Genomic DNA, 17,679 nt, shown 5'->3' with positions numbered 1-17,679 from the left:
GCGCCGCGGCGCGAGATCGGCCTCGCGGCATCCATGTCCCACTCATGGTGCGTCAGCGCGCCTCGCACCCCCCGCAAGTGGGACACGCACCGCCATAAGTGGGACGAGGGGGATGCCGACGGCGAGAGGCGCGCGACGCCGCCCCACGGCGGGGCGGGCCGGGGTCAGACGGCCTCGCGCGCCCTCAGGTCCTTCCGCAGGATCTTGCCCGACGTCGACTTCGGCACGACGTCGATGAACTCCACGCGCCGCACCTTCTTGTGGGGCGCGACGTGCTTCGCGACGAACGCCATGACGTCCTCCGCCGTCAGGCCGGCATCCGGGGCCGTCACCACGAACGCCTTGGGGATCTCCTCGCCGTCGTCTCCGCGCACGCCGATGACCGCGGCATCCTGGATCGCCGGATGCGACAGCAGCAGGGCCTCCAGCTCGGCGGGGGCGATCTGGTACCCGTGGTACTTGATCAGTTCCTTGAGCCGGTCGACGATCGTGAAGTAGCCGTCGACGTGGTGCACGCCGATGTCGCCGGTGTGCAGGAAGCCGTCGGCGTCGAGGGTCTCGGCCGTGGCATCGGGGCGATTGAGGTACCCGAGCATGACGTTGGGACCGCGCACCCAGATCTCCCCCGCCGCGGTCAGGCCGTCGTCGCCGTGCTCCTCGAGCTCCGCCCCGGTTTCGGGATCGACGAGCTTGGCGTCGCATCCGGGGATGAGCACACCCACCGAGCTGACCGGGAAGTCGGCGTCGGCGGGGATCGCGTGCGAGACGGGACTCAGCTCGCTCATGCCGTATCCCTGGAAGAACCGGGCGCCGATGCGCCGCCCCGCCGTCTCGGCCGTCTCGCCGTCGAGCGGGGCCGCTCCGGAGAACACGCTGTGCACGCTCGAGAGGTCGAAGTCGTCGACCGCGGGGTGCTTCGCGAGGGCGACCGCGATCGGCGGCGCGATGAAGAGGAACGTGCAGCGGTGATCCTGAACGACCCGCAGGAACTCCATGAGGTCGAAGCGGGGCATGGTCACGAGCGTCGCCCGCTGACGCAGCGCGAGGTTCAGCAGCACCGTCATCCCGTAGATGTGGAAGAAGGGCAGCACCGCGAGCACCCGGTCGTCGGGGGTGATCTCGATGATCGGCCGGCACTGGTGCACGTTGGCGACGAGGTTGCGGTGCGAGAGCATCACGCCCTTCGGCACGCCGGTCGTCCCCGAGGAGTAGGGCAGCACCGCGACGTGGGTGGCGGGGTCGAACGAGACCGCGAGCGGCGTGCGGCCCTCGCTCAGCAGCGACCGCAGGTCGGGGTGCCCCTCCGCGCCGTCGAGCACGATCACGTGGTCGTCGGCGATGCCCGCGGCCTCGGCCGCCGCGGCCGCCTGCAGCAGCAGGGGCGACACCGTCACGAGCCACGTCGCCGAGGCGTCGCGCAGCTGGGACTCGATCTCACGCGCCGTGTAGAGCGAGTTGATCGTCGTGATCGCGGCGCCCACGCGCAGGATGCCGTGGAAGACCGTCGCGAACGCGGGAACGTTCGGGCACAGCATCGCCACGACCGTCTCGGTGTCGACGCCGCGCGCCGCGAGCGCCCCGGCGAACGCGTCGACCTGCGCGCGGAGAGCCCGATAGGTGGTTTCGGCTCCCGAGGACGGGTCGACCAGGGCCACGCGATCGAGATCGTCCTCCGCGAGCGAGGCGAACAGATAGTCGTAGATGCTCTGATCGGGGACGTCGATGCTCGGGTACGGGCTCTGGAACACGGTTCTCTCCCTCGAAAGCAGTCGCGGCGACGGGGCCGTGCGCTCATCCTGGCATCGGTGGGACGCGGTGTCACCCCGCACGGGACCGGCTCTCGGCCGCCGCTCAGGTGAACGAGAGGACGACGCCGCCCGCGGCCCCCACGAGCACGACCGCCCAGGCGGGCGCCTTGAAGGCCGTCAGCAGCACGAACCCGATCGCCGCGAGCACGAGGGGCCCCGGTCCGGTGATCGCCGTGGTGAACACCGGGGAGTACAGCGCCGCGCCCAGGATGCCGACGACCGCGGCGTTCGCCCCGCCCATCGCCGCGCGCACCCGCGGCCGACGGCGCACGGCGTCCCAGAACGGAAGCACGCCCAGCAGCACGAGGAAGCCGGGGAGGAAGATCGCGGCGAGCGCGATCCCCGCCCCCGAGAGACCGCCCGGTCCCACGTCGGAGACGGCGCCGAGGAAGGCGGCGAACGTGAAGAGCGGGCCGGGGACGGCCTGGGCCGCGGCGTAGCCCGAGAGGAACGTCTCGGGCGAGACCCACCCCGTCTGCACGACCCCGGACTGCAGGAGGGGCAGCACGACGTGACCGCCGCCGAAGACCAGGGCCCCCGACCGGAAGAACGCGTCGGCGAGGGCCACCGCTCCCGAGCCCGTCGCCGCGGTCAGCAGCGGCAGGACGACCAGCCCGAGCACGAAGACGAGAAGGCACCCGACGGCGACCGCGCGGGGGACGCCGAACGGCGGGAGCTCGGTCTCGGGCGGGGAGTCTCCGCCGCGCAGCAGGACGAGCCCCGCGGCGATGCCGACGGCGAGCGCACCGAGCTGCCCCGGCGCCGCTGGGAGCAGCAGGGTGAGGGCGAGGGCCACGACGGCGATGGCCGCGCGGCGGGCGTCGGGGGTGAGGGTGCGCGCCATTCCCCACACCGCGTGGGCGACGATCGCCACGGCGACGATCTTGAGACCGCCGAGAACCCCGCCTCCCACGGGCCCGCCGAGCGCGGCGGCACCGGCGGCGAAGGCGACCAGCAGCAGCGCCGAGGGAAGGGTGAACGCGGCAAAGGCCGCCAGCGCACCGCCCAGGCCCGCGCGTTGCAGACCGATCGCGAACCCCACCTGGCTGGAGGCGGGGCCGGGGAGGAACTGGCACAGGGCGACGAGGTCGGCATACGCCCGGTCGTCCATCCACCGGCGGCGCACGACGAGATCGTCGCGGAAGTACCCGAGGTGGGCGACGGGCCCGCCGAAGGAGGTGACGCCGAGGCGCAGGAAGGCGAGGAAGACCTCTCCCACCGTGCCGGTCCTCCGCATCCCCGGATCCTCTCGCCGCGGGGGAAACGGCAGGTGAACTCTCGGGGGTCGCCGCTAGGAGAGCGGGACCGCGAGCACCCCGTCGACGAGGCGCAGGGTCAGCGCCGTGAGGTCCTGATCCTCGGCGACGTCGGCTCCTTCGATCGCGTCGCGGAAGCGCTCGACCTCACCCGCCATCGGCGACGGCGGAGCGTCGACCTCGATGACCTGGGGAGTCCGCCCCCGCGGCGTGAGGGTGAGCCGGCGCGGCGCATCGATCGCGTCGATCGTGAGCGAGCCCTCCTCTCCCTGGATCTCGCTCGGCAGGGCGGTGTCGGTAATCTTGGACCACGCGACGTCGGCGACGAAGCCGTCGTAGACGGCCAGCGCACTGCCCAGGCCGTCGGTGCCGGACGCGATGCCCACCCGCACGCCGTGCACCTCCCGGGGCCGACCGAAGAGGCGAACGAGCGCGTGAAGGGGGTACACGCCGAGGTCCCGGAGGGAGCTTCCCCCCAGCGCCGGGTCGAAGATGTTCGTCTGCTCGCCCGCCAGCACGTGGTCGTAGCGCGCCGACCTCTTCTCGTAGCGCAGCGAGACCCGCCGCACGGTTCCGAGTCGGGGCAGCAGTTCGCGCACCGCCGCGAGACCGGGGTCGTACGCGGAGCGCATGGCCTCGAGCAGCACGACGCCCCTCGCGCGGGCATCGCGCACCGCGGCGTTCCAGTCGTCGGCCGACAGCACCGCGGGCTTCTCGACGAGCGTCGGGATGCCGGCATCCACCGCCGCGGCGATCTGCTCCGCGTGCACGGAGTTGGGGCTGGCGAGGTAGACGGCGTCGACGTCGTCGGCGGCGAGCAGATGGTCGAGACCGACCGCGGTGCCCGGCGCGCCGACGGCGTCGGCGAAGGAACGCGCCCGGTCGGCGTCGCGCGAGGCCACGCGCGACACGACGACGCCGTCGACCGCGTCGACGGCCTCGACGAAGCGTTCCGAGATGCTGCTGGTGCCGACGATGCCGATGCGGATCATCTCCCCATCCTCTCGCGCCCGCGCATCGCGGCGCGCCGGTCCCCCGGACGGCGCGGATCGTCCCGCTAGGATCGCGGCGAGCCGCCCCACCCGATCCCGAGGCACCGTTCATGACGATCACCCGAGCCGCCCGCCGCCGGCGCGCCAGCCGCCGCGTACGCGCGCGGCGCGCCCTCGTCTCCGTCGTCGCCGTCGCGGCCATCGCGGGCGGCGTCGCCGTCTTCGCCGTCACGCGCGGAGGGGGCTCCCCCGACACGACCGACGCGGCCACCACGGTCGCCTCGATCACCCCCACGCCGACGCCCACCCCGACCCCGACTCCCCTCACCCCGGCCGAGCGGCTCCTGTCGACCACCACCGACCCGAACGCCTGCGCGGTGTCGTTCGTCGGCGACGGCATCGCCCTCGACCCTCAGGTGCAGACCCAGGGCTACCGCTACGAGGCCCTGCCCATCCCGCAGGCCGAGGGCCGCGTGTTCGCCGGCTGGTATCCCACCACCGCCGATGCCGCGGCGCTGACGGCCTCCGCTCGCGTGAACGGCGCCGACCTGGTCGCCTGCACCGCCCGGGAGCGGGTGCTGCACGCCGGATGGACCACGCCCGCGGCGAACACGGCCGAAGACGCCGGCATCCCGATCCTTATGTACCACCAGTTCACGCGGAAGCCGGAGGGCGAGGACGGCTGGCTCCGCGGCAACTACGCCTACGTCGGCGACTTCGACGCGCAGATGGCTTACATCAAGGACGCGGACTTCTACCTGCCGACCTGGGACGAGCTGAGCGCCTTCATCGACGGCCGACTCTTCCTGCCGAAGCACTCCGTGATCATCACCGACGACGACGCCGACTCCAGTTGGCTCGAGCTGGCCGCCCCGATCGTCGACGGCAAGAACCTGCTGACCACGTCGTTCGTCATCACCTCGTCCCGCACCGAGCCGACCCCGAACAGGTTCGTGCTGCAGCGATCGCACACGCACGACATGCACCGCGCCGGCCCCAACGGCAAGGGGCGGATGGTCAACGACGACGCCGACACGATCGCCGCCGACCTGGAGGAGTCCGCCCGGATCCTCGGGGCCAAAGAAGTGGTCGCCTATCCCTTCGGGCATTACGACGAGACGACGAAAGAGGGCGTGCGTCGCGCCGGTTTCGCCCTCGGCCGCACCATCGAGCCCGGGTACGTGCGCATCGGCACCGATAAGCTGGCCCTGCCCGTCGTCAGGGTCAACTACGGAATGACCGTCGACGACCTCAAGGCGAAGATCGGCTGAGCACGACGAAGGATCGTGCCGATGGAGAGCTGTTTCTGGCCGGACGCTGGGGTGAACACCCGCTAGCTCCCAGGTAACTCCTCCACAATCCCAATTTGGGCACGCGTCGGCCGGTCTACGCTGTGTACTTCTGGCTTACCGAGAAAACGCGAGCACACATGGATATTTCCGTCATCGTTCCGACCTTCAACGAGGGTCCGAACGTCGCCGAGCTGGTCCGTCGCACGACGGACGCCCTGCTCGGTCGAGACGTGGAGATCATCTTCGTCGACGACTCCCGCGACGACACCCCCGACATCATCCGGGCAGTCGCCGCGACCGCCACGGTCCCGGTGCGCCTCATCCACCGCGACGAGCCCGTCGGCGGTCTGGGCGGTGCCGTGGTCGAGGGCATCAAGGCCGCGGCATCCGACTACTGCGTCGTCATGGACGGCGACCTGCAGCACCCGCCCGAGGTCATCGCCGAGCTGCTCGCGCGGGCCGAAGAGGGAGACGCCGACGTCGTCGTCGCCTCCCGCTACATCGCGGGCGGCACGTCCGACGGCCTCGCCAACGCCGTGCGCACGACCGTCTCGCGCGCGTCGACGCTGCTGACCAAGGCGATGTTCCCGAAGAAGCTGCACAACTGCTCCGACCCGATGACCGGGTTCTTCCTCGTCGACCGTCGCTCACTCGAGGTCGAGACCCTGCAGCCGCGGGGCTTCAAGATCCTCCTCGAGATCCTCGCGCGCAAGCAGATGCGCGTCGCCGAGGTGCCGTTCTCGTTCGCTCCCCGCTTCGCCGGAGAGTCGAAGGCTTCGTTCAGCCAGGGCATGCGCTTCCTGACCCAGCTGACGATGCTGCGCTTCGGTCGCATGTCGGCGTTCGCGCTGGTCGGCGGCCTCGGCGCCGTCGCCAACCTCCTCATCATGGGAGCCCTGCAGGCCGTGGGCGTGCAGTACATCGTCGCCGCCGTGATCGCGAGCATCGTGACGATCATCGCGAACTTCCTCGCCCTCGAGTACCTCGTCTTCGCCGACATGCGCGCCGAATCCGGGCTCATGCGCCACCGCTTCGTGAAGTCGTTCACGTTCAACGGCATCGAGGCCATCGTGCGCATCCCGGTCATCTGGGTGCTCGTGAGCCAGGCGCACATCCAGAGCGTCGTCGCGGCCGCCCTCACCCTCATCGCGGCGTTCGTGGTGCGCTTCGTCTTCCACGCCCTCGTGGTCTACGCGCCCAAGAAGAGCCGCGTCGGCAAGGCCGTGCGAGCCGTCGAGCCGCTCGAAGACGAAGTGACCGCCTGAGCCCCGGTCCCGCGGGACTCCGCGCCCGCACAGCGGCGGCGGCGTACGCTGGAGACATGTCCTCCGACGCATCCATCCGTATGTTCGGCGCCGACTGGTGCCGCGATTGCATCCGCACCAAGAAGCAGCTCGACGAGCTCGGCATCGACTACGAGTACATCGACCTCGTGGCCGACCCCGCCGCAGCCGATGTCGCCAAGGAGATCTCGGGCCGCACGAGCATCCCCGTCGTCGTCTACCCCGACTCCAGCCACCACGTCGAGCCCTCCAACGCCGACGTCGAGGCGAAGCTCCGCGAACTCTCGCTCATCTGAGCACCGTGCAGCCGGTCCGGCGGGCGCTGACCGGCGAGGCCGGCACGATGCTGCCGGCCTTCGTCGATCACCACGTGCACCTGCACCTCATCGACGCAGCCGGACTCCCGCGGCGCGGGATCGCCGCCGTCGTCGATCTCGGCGGTGATCCCGTCGCCCTCGCCCGTCGCGTCGACGGCCTCCCCCGCGTGTCCTACGCGGGGGCGTTCCTGACCGTCCCCGGCGGCTATCCCCTCGGTCGTTCCTGGGCCCCCGCCGACATCGTGCGCGTGGTGACCGCGAGTTCGCGGCATCCGGGAGTCTCCGGCGGTGCGCGCACGGCGGTCGACGCGCAGGCGGATGCCGGGGCCTCGATCGTCAAAGTGGCGTTGAACGTCGACGCGGGCCCGGTTCCCGACGACGACACCCTCGCCGCGATCGTCGCGGCGGCCCGCGAGCGCGGGCTGCCCGTGGTCGCGCACGCGCAGGGCGCGGGACAGGTGGAACGTGCGATCGAGGCGGGGGTGTCGGTCCTCGCCCACGCCCCCTTCGACGCCCCCGTCTCGCGACGGCTGCTCGCGAAGGCCGTGGCCGCCGGTCAGGCGTGGATCTCCACCCTCGACATCCACCGCGGAGCGGTGCGCGACGTCGCGATCGCGAACGTGCGCGCGTTCGCGGCGCGCGGCGGCCGGGTGCTCTACGGCACCGACCTCGGCAACGGCCCCCTCCCCGTCGGCGTGAACAGGCGGGAGCTGCTGGCCCTGCACGAGGCCGGCGTGCGCGACGACGCCCTCATCGCCGCGCTGACGGACCCCTGGCCCCGCGCGGAGCGGACCCTCGGCGTCTCGACCTTCATCGCCGGTCCCGCTCCCGCCGGTGCCGCACCCGCCGACGACGTTCCCACCTGGCTGAGCCGGGCCACCGTCGTCCCGACCGAGGAGCTGACGCGTGTCGACTGACCCCTCCCCCGACTTCGGATCCGTGGACCGCCTGGAGGTGCCGCACGCCTCGCTGGAGGTCGAGGCGGCCGCCCTCGACGCCGACGACCCGCTCGCGGCGCACCGCGCCGCCTTCGTCGGCGCGGAGACGTCGCTCATCTACTTCGACGGCAACTCCCTCGGACGCCCTCCCCGCGCCACCGCCGAGCGCCTCGCGCGCTTCGTCACCGACGAGTGGGGCGGACGGCTCATCCGCGGGTGGGACGAGGCGTGGATGGACCTGCCCTTCGCGATCGGCGACCGGATCGGCGCCCTCGCCCTGGGCGCGGCATCCGGGCAGACCGTGATCGGCGACTCCACGACCGTGCTGCTCTACAAGCTGCTGCGCGCCGCCCTCGACGCCCAGAGCGCCACGGACCCCGAGCGGGTCGAGATCGTCGTGGGCCGCGACGACTTCCCCACCGATCGCTACCTCGTCGAGGGCATCGCCGCCGAGCGGGGCGCCCGCGTCGTCTGGGTGGAGGTCGACACCTCCCGCGGCGTGGATGCCGACCTGCTGCGCGCCGCGGTCGGTCCGCGCACCGCGGTGGTGCTGCTCAGCCACGTCTCGTACCGCTCCGGGTACCTCGCCGACGGGCCCGCCCTCACCCGGATCGCCCACGAAGCGGGCGCTCTCGTGCTGTGGGATCTGTGCCACTCCGCCGGATCCGTGCCGATGGACCTCGACGCATGGGGCGTGGACCTCGCCGTCGGCTGCACCTACAAGTACCTCAACGGCGGCCCGGGCTCCCCCGCCTTCGCGTACGTCGCCGCACGGCACCAGCACCGCCTCACGCAGCCGGTGCAGGGGTGGATGGGGGCGGCCGACGTGTTCTCGATGGGCCCGCAGTACCGCCCCGCCGACGGCATGCGCCGTTTCCTGTCGGGGACGCCGCCGGTGCTCGGCATGCTCGCGATGCAGGACACCCTCGACCTCCTCGACGAGGCCGGGATCGACGCGATCCGTCGAAAGTCGATCGCCCTGACCGACTTCGCGGTGCGGGTGGCGGACGGCATCCTGGGTCCCCTCGGCGTGAGCCTCGCCTCGCCGCGCGATTCCGCCGAGCGCGGAGGGCACATCACCCTGTCGCACCCCGCGATGCGCGCGGTCACCGCGCGGCTGTGGCGCGGCGACGTCATCCCCGACTACCGCGATCCGCACGGGCTGCGCATCGGACTGTCCCCCCTGTCGACGAGCTTCATCGAGACGCTCGCGGGCATGCGGGCCGTGGCCGACGCGCTCCGCGCCGAAGCCTGACACGCCGCGGTCGAGGCCGCACGAGGCGGGGGGCTAGCCTCGAGAGGTGATCGATCCGCTCATCATCGTCGTCGCCGGCGTGGTGGTCGTCGCCCTCGCCACGGTCATCGGGCCGCGCTTCAACATCGCCGGTCCCCTCGTTCTGCTCGCGGTGGGCGCGGGGGTCAGCCTGCTGCCCTTCGTGCCGGCGTTCGCCGTGAACCCCGAGGTCATCCTCATCGGGGTGCTCCCGCCCTTGCTGTACTCCGCGGCGGTGCAACTGCCCGCGATCGAGTTCCGCCGCGACTTCGCCCCCATCGCCGGCCTGTCGGTGCTGCTGGTCGTCTTCAGCTCGCTCGTGCTCGGACTGTTCTTCTGGGCGGTCATCCCCGGCCTCGGACTCGCCCTGTCGATCGCGCTCGGGGCCATCCTCAGCCCCACCGACGCGGTGGCCACCTCGATCGCGAAGCGCCTGGGCATCTCGCCGCGCGTGGTGACGATGCTCGAGGGGGAGAGCCTTCTCAACGACGCCACGGCCCTGGTGCTGCTGCGCACGGCGACCGCGGCGGTGGCATCCGGATTCGCCTTCGGCGACGCCGTCGCATCCTTCGCGTGGGCCGTCGTGCTCGCCCTGGCGTTGGGCGCCGTGGTCGGGTGGGTCAACCTGCGCGTGCGGGAGCGCGTGTCGAACTCCGCGGCGAACACCGCGTTGAGCTTCACCGTGCCCTTCATCGCCTACCTGCCGACCGAGCACCTGGGCGGCTCGGGCCTGGTCGCGGCGGTCGTCGCCGGCATCGTCACCGGACAGGGCGCCGCCCGGCGGTTCACGCCGGAGCAGCGCATCAGCGACCGGCTCAACTGGCGCACGATCGAGCTGATCCTCGAGGGCGGGGTCTTCCTCGTGTTCGGGCTGGAGCTGAAAGACATCGTCACGGCGAACCTGCGCGAACACGAGGGCCTCTGGCACGGAACCTGGCTGGCCCTCTCGGCGCTCGGCATCACGCTCGCCGCGCGTGCGCTGTACGTGTCGTGGATCATCTGGATCCAGGGACGACGCAGCCACCGCGCCCCCCGGCATCTCGAGAGGGTCGACGACGCGCAGCGGCGCCTCGACCGCTTCGAAGAGGCCTACCGCACCGCCCCCGAGCAGTTCGGCGCGCGTCTCGAAAACCCCGCTCGCGCCGAGCGGCGCATCGGCTGGATGCGCACGCGCATCGCCCGCACGATGGCCGATCTCGACTACTACCGCGACACCCCGCTCGACGCGCGTCACGGGAGCGTGATCGTCTGGGCCGGGATGCGCGGCGTCGTGACCCTCGCGGCCGCGCAGACGCTCCCCGAGAACACCTCGCAACGCCCCCTCCTGATCTTCGTCGCGTTCCTGGTCGCCCTCTTCAGCCTGGTGCTGCAGGGACTGACCCTCCCGACCGTCGTCCGCCGGATCGGACTCGCGGGCGACGGGGGCGAGGGGCCCTCCCGCGACGAGCAACGCGCCCTCGACGCGGAGCTGCGGGATGCCGCGATCGCGGCCGTGCAGTCGGGAACGCTCGTGCGGCGTGACGGCGAGGCCTTCCCCGCGGAGATGATCGAGCGGGCCGGCGCCCGCCTCGTGCAGCCTCCCGACGAGGAGGCCTCGACGCGCGTGCGTGACTTCCTGGAGCTGCGGCTCGCCTCCATCGAGGCGATGCGTCATCGCCTGCACGACGTCGGCCGCGACGGGCGCTACAGCACCGCCGCCCTGCGCCACGCCCTCGCCGAACTCGACGCCGACCAGCTGAGTCTCGAGCTGCGCATCGACGACGGCGAGGACGACTGAGGGGAATACCGTCGGCGGCATCCCTGTTTTTATTCAGGCGCATGCGGTCGCCACGAGATCCGCGGTGACTCGACGGCGGGAGAGAAGTGCATCCATGAGCAGGTTCGCCCAGAAGGTCGCCCTCGTCACCGGTGGCGGTAGCGGAATCGGAGCCGCGATCGCGCGGGAGCTGGCCGCGGAAGGGGCGTCGGTCGTCGTCACCGACATCAACCAGGATGCCGCCGAGCGCGTCGTGCAGCAGATCACCGACGCGGGCGGAACCGCCGCGGGCTTCGTGCAGAACACCGCGAAGTGGCAGGACTCTCAGGCGGCCGTCGCCTTCGCGCAAGACACCTTCGGCGGTCTCCACCTCGCCGTCAACAACGCCGGCATCGGCGCCCCGCCGCAGAACATCGGCGACTACGACGTCGAGGCGTGGGACCGCGTGCGCGCGGTCGACCTGGACGGCGTCTTCTACGGCCTGAAGTTCGAGCTGCCGGCCATCGTCGCCTCCGGCGGCGGGGCGATCGTCAACATGGCATCCGTGCTGGGATCGGTCGGCATCGCGCAGAACGCCGCCTACGTCGCCAGCAAGCACGCGCTGGTCGGCCTGACGAAGGTCGCGGCGCTGGAGTACACCGCGAAGGGCGTGCGCACCAACGCCGTCGGTCCCGGCTTCATCGACACGCCCCTCGTCCGCTCGAGCCTGAGCCCCGAGGCGCTGACGCACCTCGAGAACGAGCACGCCACCGGTCGTCTCGGCACCGACTCCGAGGTCGCCGCGCTCACGCTCTTCCTGCTGAGTGACGCCGCGTCCTTCATCTCGGGCAGCTACCACCTCGTCGACGGCGGATACTCCGCGCACTGAGCCACCGCCCCGGGCCCGCCGCGCGTGAGGTGCGGCGGGTCTTCTTTGTGTGGGGTGTTGGCGCCCCGGGGGTCCGGTGCCGGGGCGAGGGTCACGCCCGTAAGGGCGACCATGTCCCACTCATGGTCGGTGCGGACGCCCTCGACCGGCACTTTTCGGGACGAGCACCGCCATAGGTGGGACGAGGGGGCGCCGACCCCGGCCCGGAGGGCGGTTTCGCAGGGGCGTGGGGCACAATGGTCGCGGAGGTTTCCATGAGCGATCCGATCCCGACGATGCCGTCATCCGCGGATGCCGCCGGGACCAGCCCGGTCCACGTGATGCACACCGCGGCCGAGTGCCCGAAGTGCTTCACCGAGTTGCAGAGCGATCGCGACTGGTGGCGCGCTCGTCCCGCCGGATCCCGTCTCGTCGGACTGGTGGTGTCGCGGCCCGACATGCCCACCGTCGTGCAGCAGCGCGACGATCTCACCCGCTTCGGCGTGCCCATCGAGGGCTTCCGCCACCCCGCCCCGGAGACGCTCGAGGGGTGGGCGAACCGCCTCGACCGGTTCTTCGGCACGCTGACGAGCGGCGACGTGCTCGTGGTCGCGAGCATCCACGCTCTCGGAGCGACCCGAGAGGATGCCAACCGTGCGGTCGCCGACCTGCGCCGACGCGGCGTGATGGTGAAGGTGCTCTCGCACGGCGACCGGCACCTGCACGACGCCTCGCTTCCGTCCCGGAGCTGACAGGGGCGTCCCAGGAGCCGTCCCGCGGAGTCCGACCCCGAACCGCGGCCCCGCGGCATCCGGAGTACCCCCGAGTCCGCACGACGGCCGCGGCGTCATCAGACGGCGGCAGCCGCCCGCAGACGAAGGTGCCCCCGCAGACGGATCTGCGGGGGCACCGGGAGAAGCGACTCAGCCCTGGGCGCGACGGTTGATACGCGGGTTGCGGGCGCCGACGACCATGCCGGTGGTGGGGGTTCCGGATGCCGAACGCCCGGCGCCCTGCGAACGGGCGGCGGGGGCGCCGGTGCGCTGCGCACCCGCTCCGCCCTGGCCGCGACCCGCGCCGGAGCGCTGGCCGCCGCGACCGCCCTGCGGAGCGCGACCTCCGGCCGGAGCGTCGGATGCCGGGGCGCCCGCGCCGCGACGACGACCGCCGCCGCCCTGTGCGCCGCCGCGGGCCGAGGACTGCTGGCCCTCACCGCGGGCCGCGCGCTTGCGCTGGGCGTTGGCGCCCTGCGAACGTCCGCCGCCCTGGGGCTGCGCGACGACCGGCTCGGGCTTGACGTAGGGGGCCACCTCGCCGACCAGGGCGACGACCTCGGGAGAGGTGGAGATGACCTGCTGCGGGGTGGCCGAGATCTTGGCCTTGCGCAGGATGTCGAGGGTGTCGCGACGCTGCTCGGGGAGCATGATCGTCACCACGTCACCGGCGGTGCCGGCGCGCGCGGTGCGGCCGGAGCGGTGCAGGTACGCCTTGTGCTCGACGGGCGGGTCGACGTGCACGACCAGCTCCACGCCATCGACGTGCACACCGCGCGCGGCGACGTCGGTGGCCACGAGCACCTTGGCGCGACCGTCGCCGAAGGCGGCGAGGTTGCGGTCGCGGGCGGGCTGCGAGAGGTTGCCGTGCAGGTCGACGGCGGGGATGCCCGAGGCCGTCAGCTGCTTCGCGAGCTTCTTCGCCTGGTGCTTGGTGCGCATGAAGAGGATGCGGCGGGCGGTACCGGAGGCGAGGGTCTGGACGAGGTCCTTTTTGGCATCCGCGTCGACCGGGGCGAAGACGTGGTGGGTCATCGCGGCGACGTGCGAGTGGGCCTCGTCGACCGAGTGCAGCACCTCGTTGCGCAGGAAGCGCTTGACGAGCTTGTCCACGCCGTTGTCCAGCGTCGCCGAGAAGAGCAGGCGCTGTCCGTCGGCGGGGGTGCGCGAGAGCAGGCGCGTGACACCGGGCAGGAAGCCGAGGTCGGCCATGTGGTCGGCCTCGTCGAGAACGGTGATCTCGACGTCGCCGAGGTTCGCGAAGCCCTGACCGATCAGGTCTTCGAGGCGACCGGGGCACGCGACGAGGATGTCGACGCCGGCGTTCAGCGCGTCGACCTGGCGCTTCTGGTTCACGCCGCCGTAGACCGTCGTGGTCACGAGGTCGTAGGCCGCGGCGAGGGGCTTGATGACCTCGTCGATCTGGTTGGCCAGCTCGCGGGTGGGAGCCAGCACGAGCGCGCGGGGCTTGCGGCCGCGGCGGCGGTCGGCCTTGGCGGCGAGGCGGGCGACCAGCGGCAGCGAGAAGGCGAGGGTCTTGCCCGAGCCGGTCTTGCCGCGGCCGAGCACGTCGCGGCCGGCGAGGGTGTCGGGCAGGGTGTCGGCCTGGATCGGGAACGGCTCGTTCTTGCCCTGAGCGGCGAGAACGTCGATGAGGGGGGCGGGCACGCCGAGGTCGGCGAAAGTCTGGGACGTCATGAATACTCCTGCCGCGGCGCACGCGCGCACGGCGGTTCGGGATGCCGCGATGCTGCGGCTGCAGGGGCGAAGGCGCCGGGTGGCGCATCCGTTCGCCGTGAAGGTCAAAGGCCCGAGAAGAGGGGGCCGGTGCGTTCGACGACGCGTGAAGCGAAAGCTTCAGTGATCAGTCTACCGGGTGGGACGGTCATCTCCGTCGCTCGGGGGATCCGCCGAGGCGCGAGCATTCGTACCGTCGATGGCATGGATATCGCCTCGATGATCATGGGCGCCTCGATCGCGTCGATCGCCTGGATCGGGTTCTGGCCGTGGGCGAAGCTGCGGCGATTGCGAGAAATCGACGCTCACGACACCGCCGTGGACTGAGCGCGCGACCAGCGAAGAGTCACCCGGCGGCGCGCCAACACCCTGCCACGTGGTCGTCGACCATGCCCGAGGACTGCATGAGGGCGTACATCGTGGTCGGTCCGACGAAGCGGAATCCGCGACGACGCAGTTCTTTGCTCATCGCGGTCGACTCGGGGGTCACGGCCGGCACCTCGGCGAAGGTCGCCGGGGGTGTGTGCGCGGCGGGGGCGAACGACCACATCAGGGCGTCGAACTCGCCCGGAGTCATCTTCGCGACGATCGTGGCGTTGCCGATCACGGCCTCGATTTTTCCGCGGTGGCGGATGATGCCGGCATCCTGGAGGAGACGCTCGACGTCGTCGGGGCCGAATCTCGCCACGATCGACGGCTCGAAACCGTCGAACACCTCGCGGAAGCGCGGACGCTTGCGCAGGATCGTGATCCACGCGAGGCCCGCCTGGAAGCCCTCGAGGCTCATCTTCTCGAACAGCGGACGGTCGCCGCGCAGCTCGGTGCCCCACTCTTCGTCGTGGTACCGCTGGTACTCGGCGTCGGTGCCCGCCCATGCGCAGCGGGCGACGCCGTCGGACCCGGTGACGAGATCGCTCATGCGTCCAGGCTAGGCGGGGTCTCCGACATCGCGCCGCGACGCGTCACGGCGACGGGCCGGTGGCACGAGAACAGGCCGACCCTCGACGGATCGGCCTGTTCTCGCGTCATCCCCCGTCCTCGTCGAGGACCGGGACGGATGCCGTCACCGGGCGGGCTTCTTCTCCGGAACCGGGGCGTTGCCCGAGGCCTTCAGCTCGGCGTAGTACGCCGCGGCCTCGTTCTGGCGGTCGTCCTCGACGCCCGAGGCGATCGAGGCGCGGATGTGCTCCGGGCCGTAGCCGAAGGCGTCGACGAGGTCCTGCGCGTGCGGACGGAGACGCGCGCACAGGCGGTCGATGTAGCTCGACACCGCCGCGGCACGCTGCGTCGAGAGCCGGCCGTTGATGAGGTACCAGGCCAGGTGCTTCTCGATGAGCTGCAGGCCGAACAGGTCGCGCAGCCAGGTGAGCACCCGAAGGGTGTCGCGGTCGCCGATGCGGTTGATGGCGTCGGTGAAGGCCTCCCACTGCAGCAGTTCGCCGTGCGCGCGAGCGGCCTCGATGAGCTCGGCCTGGTTCTCGTTGAACAGCGCCGCCGCCTCCTCGCGGGAGAGCTTGGATGCCGGGCGCAGGCGCCCCGCGATGTCGGCGATCATCTGCTGCACCCGACCGGCCAGCAGCTCGTGCTGCTGCTCGGCGCGCAGGCCCTTCTCGACCGACCGGGCGGTCGAACCGAAGTCGCTGACCGCCTGGCCCAGCTGACGCATCCCCGCACCGTGGAAGAGCTTGCCGGCCGTCTGGCCGACGGCGAAGGCGGCGAGCTGCTTGGCATCCTTGCCCTTGAACTGCTTCGCGTAGTCGGCGAGCAGACGCTTGCCGACCAGCTGCAGGAGGATGTTGTTGTCACCCTCGAAGGTGACGTAGATGTCGAGGTCGGCGCGCAGCCCCACGAGTCGGTTCTCGAACAGGAAGCCCTGCCCGCCGCACGCCTCGCGCGACTCCTGCAGCGTGTCGAGCGCGTGCCAGGTCGACAGCGGCTTGAGGGCCGCGGCAAGGGTCTCGAGGTCTTCGCGATCGGCGTCGGTGTCGAGCGCGCCGCTGAAGACGCCGTCGAACTTCTGCAGGAACTCGTCGTGCGCGAAGATCTCCGCGTACGTCGTGGCCAGGCGCGGCAGAAGACGGCGCTGGTGCTTTCCATAGTCGAGCAGGGTCACCTCGGGGGTCCCGCTGCCCGAGTCGAACTGGCGGCGCTGGTTGCCGTAGGTGATCGCGATGGTGAGGCCGATCGCCGATGCCCACGCCGCGGCGCCGTCGAGGGAGACGCGCCCCTGGACCAGGGTTCCGAGCATCGTGAAGAAGCGACGGCCCGGGCTGGCGATGTCGCTGGAGTAGGTGCCGTCGGCGGCGACGTCGCCGTACCGGTTGAGGAGGTTCGTGCGGGGGACGCGCACCTGGTCGAAGTGCAGGCGCCCGTTGTCGATGCCGTTCAGACCGCCCTTCAGGCCGTCGTCCTCGCCGCCGATGCCGGGGAGGAAGTTCCCCGCGTCGTCGCGCAGCGGCACGTAGAAGCAGTGCACGCCGTGGTTGACACCCTTCGTGATGAGCTGCGCGAAGACCGTCGCCGCCTTGCCGTGCAGGGCGGCGTTGCCGAGGTAGTCCTTCCACGCCCCACGGAACGGGGTGTGGATGACGAACTCCTCGGTATCGGGGTCGTAGGTCGCGGTGGTGCCGATGGCCGACACGTCGGAGCCGTGCCCGGTCTCGGTCATCGCGAACGCCCCCGGGATCTCGAGGCTCATGATGCCGGGGAGCCACTTGTCGTGGTGCTCGCGGGTGCCCAGCTGCAGCACGGCAGAACCGAACAGACCCCACTGCACTCCCGACTTGATCTGCAGGCTCGGGTCGGCGGCGACGAGTTCTTCGAACCCGGCGATGTTGGCGCCGTTGTTCTCCTCGCCGCCGAGGCGCTTCGGGAACGCCCGGTGGACCGCCTTGTTCTGCACGAGGAGGTGGAGCTGGCTGAGGGTGCGCTCGCGGTGCGCATCCATGCCCAGGCTGTCGTCGCGCCACAGCGCGGGGTCCTTGATCATCTCGCGCGCCTCGCGGCGGGTCTCGGCCCACGTACCGAGCAGCAGGTCGGTGACCCGCTCGGTGTCGATGCGGGCTTCGGCGGCCTCGGCCGCGCTGTGGGCGGCGGTGGGCGCGCCTCCCACGGGCGTGCGCGTGCTCGTGGCGGGCGTGGTGGGACGGACGGCGGCGTCGGTCATTCTCGGCACCTTTCGACGTTGCAAAGGGATGCCTCCACGGTAGGTGTCCCACAACGACCGCTCAAACATCCTGTGCGATGCGCACAACAGGCCCGCGCTCGCCCGGGCCGATTCGTTGTGGGTGGTCAACATTCCCGAGTGGGGGCTGAATGGGCGGCGGTGGCGGTGGCGCGCCCGGGGGGGCGGACGCGCGGCGGGCGCGGCGCCGGGCGTGCGGCGGGCGGGCGCGCGGCGGGCGCGG

Annotated in this window: 16 protein-coding genes; 10 read left to right on the top strand and 6 right to left on the bottom strand. The window is 71.6% G+C overall.

What is annotated here, in order from left to right; translation table 11 throughout:
- Positions 1–164: 164 nt before the first annotated feature.
- The 3 genes from AB1K56_RS09530 to AB1K56_RS09520 form a co-directional block, all read right to left on the bottom strand.
- Positions 165–1,748 (bottom strand): AMP-binding protein, encoded by a 1,584-nt coding sequence (locus AB1K56_RS09530; RefSeq protein WP_371205457.1) that lies wholly within the window; start codon positions 1,746–1,748, stop codon positions 165–167.
- Positions 1,749–1,851: 103 nt separating this feature from the next.
- On the bottom strand, positions 1,852–3,045 hold the full coding sequence (chrA, locus tag AB1K56_RS09525; RefSeq protein ID WP_371205456.1) for a chromate efflux transporter: 1,194 nt from the start codon (positions 3,043–3,045) through the stop codon (positions 1,852–1,854).
- Between the two features lie 54 nt (positions 3,046–3,099).
- The gene (locus AB1K56_RS09520; RefSeq protein WP_371205455.1) at positions 3,100–4,056 is read right to left on the bottom strand and encodes a Gfo/Idh/MocA family protein; all 957 of its coding nucleotides are present in this window, start codon (positions 4,054–4,056) and stop codon (positions 3,100–3,102) included.
- A 110-nt stretch (positions 4,057–4,166) separates the two neighbouring features.
- On the opposite strand from AB1K56_RS09520, the gene AB1K56_RS09515 reads away from it, so the two are divergent.
- The 8 genes from AB1K56_RS09515 to AB1K56_RS09480 all read left to right on the top strand — a co-directional run bounded on the left by AB1K56_RS09515 (position 4,167) and on the right by AB1K56_RS09480 (position 12,514).
- On the top strand, positions 4,167–5,327 hold the full coding sequence (locus tag AB1K56_RS09515) for a xylanase (RefSeq protein WP_371205454.1): 1,161 nt from the start codon (positions 4,167–4,169) through the stop codon (positions 5,325–5,327).
- Positions 5,328–5,485: 158 nt separating this feature from the next.
- Positions 5,486–6,613: a glycosyltransferase gene (locus AB1K56_RS09510; protein WP_371205453.1), complete on the top strand. Its 1,128-nt coding sequence runs from the start codon at positions 5,486–5,488 to the stop codon at positions 6,611–6,613.
- A gap of 56 nt (positions 6,614–6,669) precedes the next feature.
- Positions 6,670–6,927 carry a glutaredoxin domain-containing protein gene (locus AB1K56_RS09505; RefSeq protein WP_136586082.1) on the top strand — a complete coding sequence of 86 codons (258 nt, stop codon included), beginning with the start codon at positions 6,670–6,672 and terminating at the stop codon, positions 6,925–6,927.
- A gap of 5 nt (positions 6,928–6,932) precedes the next feature.
- A complete protein-coding gene (locus AB1K56_RS09500) occupies positions 6,933–7,865 on the top strand; it encodes a hypothetical protein (protein ID WP_371205452.1) in 933 nt (310 codons plus the stop codon).
- A 22-nt stretch (positions 7,866–7,887) separates the two neighbouring features.
- A complete protein-coding gene (locus AB1K56_RS09495) occupies positions 7,888–9,141 on the top strand; it encodes a kynureninase (RefSeq protein WP_371205782.1) in 1,254 nt (417 codons plus the stop codon).
- A 46-nt stretch (positions 9,142–9,187) separates the two neighbouring features.
- Entirely contained in the window at positions 9,188–10,936 is a 1,749-nt protein-coding gene (locus tag AB1K56_RS09490) for a cation:proton antiporter (protein ID WP_371205451.1), read from the top strand.
- 94 nt (positions 10,937–11,030) lie between these two features.
- Entirely contained in the window at positions 11,031–11,783 is a 753-nt protein-coding gene (locus AB1K56_RS09485; protein WP_371205450.1) for an SDR family NAD(P)-dependent oxidoreductase, read from the top strand.
- A 254-nt stretch (positions 11,784–12,037) separates the two neighbouring features.
- Positions 12,038–12,514 carry a dehydrogenase gene (locus AB1K56_RS09480; RefSeq protein WP_371205449.1) on the top strand — a complete coding sequence of 159 codons (477 nt, stop codon included), beginning with the start codon at positions 12,038–12,040 and terminating at the stop codon, positions 12,512–12,514.
- 171 nt (positions 12,515–12,685) lie between these two features.
- Here AB1K56_RS09480 and AB1K56_RS09475 read toward each other — a convergent pair whose 3' ends face one another.
- Entirely contained in the window at positions 12,686–14,233 is a 1,548-nt protein-coding gene (locus AB1K56_RS09475) for a DEAD/DEAH box helicase (protein WP_371205448.1), read from the bottom strand.
- A 243-nt stretch (positions 14,234–14,476) separates the two neighbouring features.
- Here AB1K56_RS09475 and AB1K56_RS09470 point away from each other — a divergent pair, with 243 nt between their 5' ends.
- Positions 14,477–14,599 carry a hypothetical protein gene (locus tag AB1K56_RS09470; RefSeq protein ID WP_371205447.1) on the top strand — a complete coding sequence of 41 codons (123 nt, stop codon included), beginning with the start codon at positions 14,477–14,479 and terminating at the stop codon, positions 14,597–14,599.
- Positions 14,600–14,618: 19 nt separating this feature from the next.
- Here the strand turns inward: AB1K56_RS09470 and AB1K56_RS09465 are convergent, their stop codons facing one another.
- On the bottom strand, positions 14,619–15,191 hold the full coding sequence (locus AB1K56_RS09465; RefSeq protein WP_371205446.1) for a DNA-3-methyladenine glycosylase I: 573 nt from the start codon (positions 15,189–15,191) through the stop codon (positions 14,619–14,621).
- Between the two features lie 144 nt (positions 15,192–15,335).
- Positions 15,336–17,438 carry an acyl-CoA dehydrogenase gene (locus tag AB1K56_RS09460; protein WP_136586087.1) on the bottom strand — a complete coding sequence of 701 codons (2,103 nt, stop codon included), beginning with the start codon at positions 17,436–17,438 and terminating at the stop codon, positions 15,336–15,338.
- 43 nt (positions 17,439–17,481) lie between these two features.
- On the opposite strand from AB1K56_RS09460, the gene AB1K56_RS09455 reads away from it, so the two are divergent.
- Positions 17,482–17,679: hypothetical protein (locus AB1K56_RS09455; protein ID WP_371205445.1), on the top strand; the 198-nt coding region annotated here is incomplete at its 3' end.

Source organism: Microbacterium sp. BWR-S6Y (assembly GCF_041379845.1).
Taxonomy (GTDB): domain Bacteria; phylum Actinomycetota; class Actinomycetes; order Actinomycetales; family Microbacteriaceae; genus Microbacterium; species Microbacterium hydrothermale.
This window is presented reverse-complemented; position numbering and strand designations above follow the sequence as displayed.

Coding starts and splice junctions, on each gene's coding strand:
- chrA (WP_371205456.1), bottom strand. CDS start 3,045: ATGCGGAGGACCGGCACGGTGGGAGAGGTCTTCCTCGCCTTCCTGCGC.
- AB1K56_RS09520 (WP_371205455.1), bottom strand. CDS start 4,056: ATGATCCGCATCGGCATCGTCGGCACCAGCAGCATCTCGGAACGCTTC.
- AB1K56_RS09515 (WP_371205454.1), top strand. CDS start 4,167: ATGACGATCACCCGAGCCGCCCGCCGCCGGCGCGCCAGCCGCCGCGTA.
- AB1K56_RS09510 (WP_371205453.1), top strand. CDS start 5,486: ATGGATATTTCCGTCATCGTTCCGACCTTCAACGAGGGTCCGAACGTC.
- AB1K56_RS09505 (WP_136586082.1), top strand. CDS start 6,670: ATGTCCTCCGACGCATCCATCCGTATGTTCGGCGCCGACTGGTGCCGC.
- AB1K56_RS09485 (WP_371205450.1), top strand. CDS start 11,031: ATGAGCAGGTTCGCCCAGAAGGTCGCCCTCGTCACCGGTGGCGGTAGC.
- AB1K56_RS09480 (WP_371205449.1), top strand. CDS start 12,038: ATGAGCGATCCGATCCCGACGATGCCGTCATCCGCGGATGCCGCCGGG.
- AB1K56_RS09475 (WP_371205448.1), bottom strand. CDS start 14,233: ATGACGTCCCAGACTTTCGCCGACCTCGGCGTGCCCGCCCCCCTCATC.
- AB1K56_RS09470 (WP_371205447.1), top strand. CDS start 14,477: ATGGATATCGCCTCGATGATCATGGGCGCCTCGATCGCGTCGATCGCC.
- AB1K56_RS09465 (WP_371205446.1), bottom strand. CDS start 15,191: ATGAGCGATCTCGTCACCGGGTCCGACGGCGTCGCCCGCTGCGCATGG.
- AB1K56_RS09460 (WP_136586087.1), bottom strand. CDS start 17,438: ATGACCGACGCCGCCGTCCGTCCCACCACGCCCGCCACGAGCACGCGC.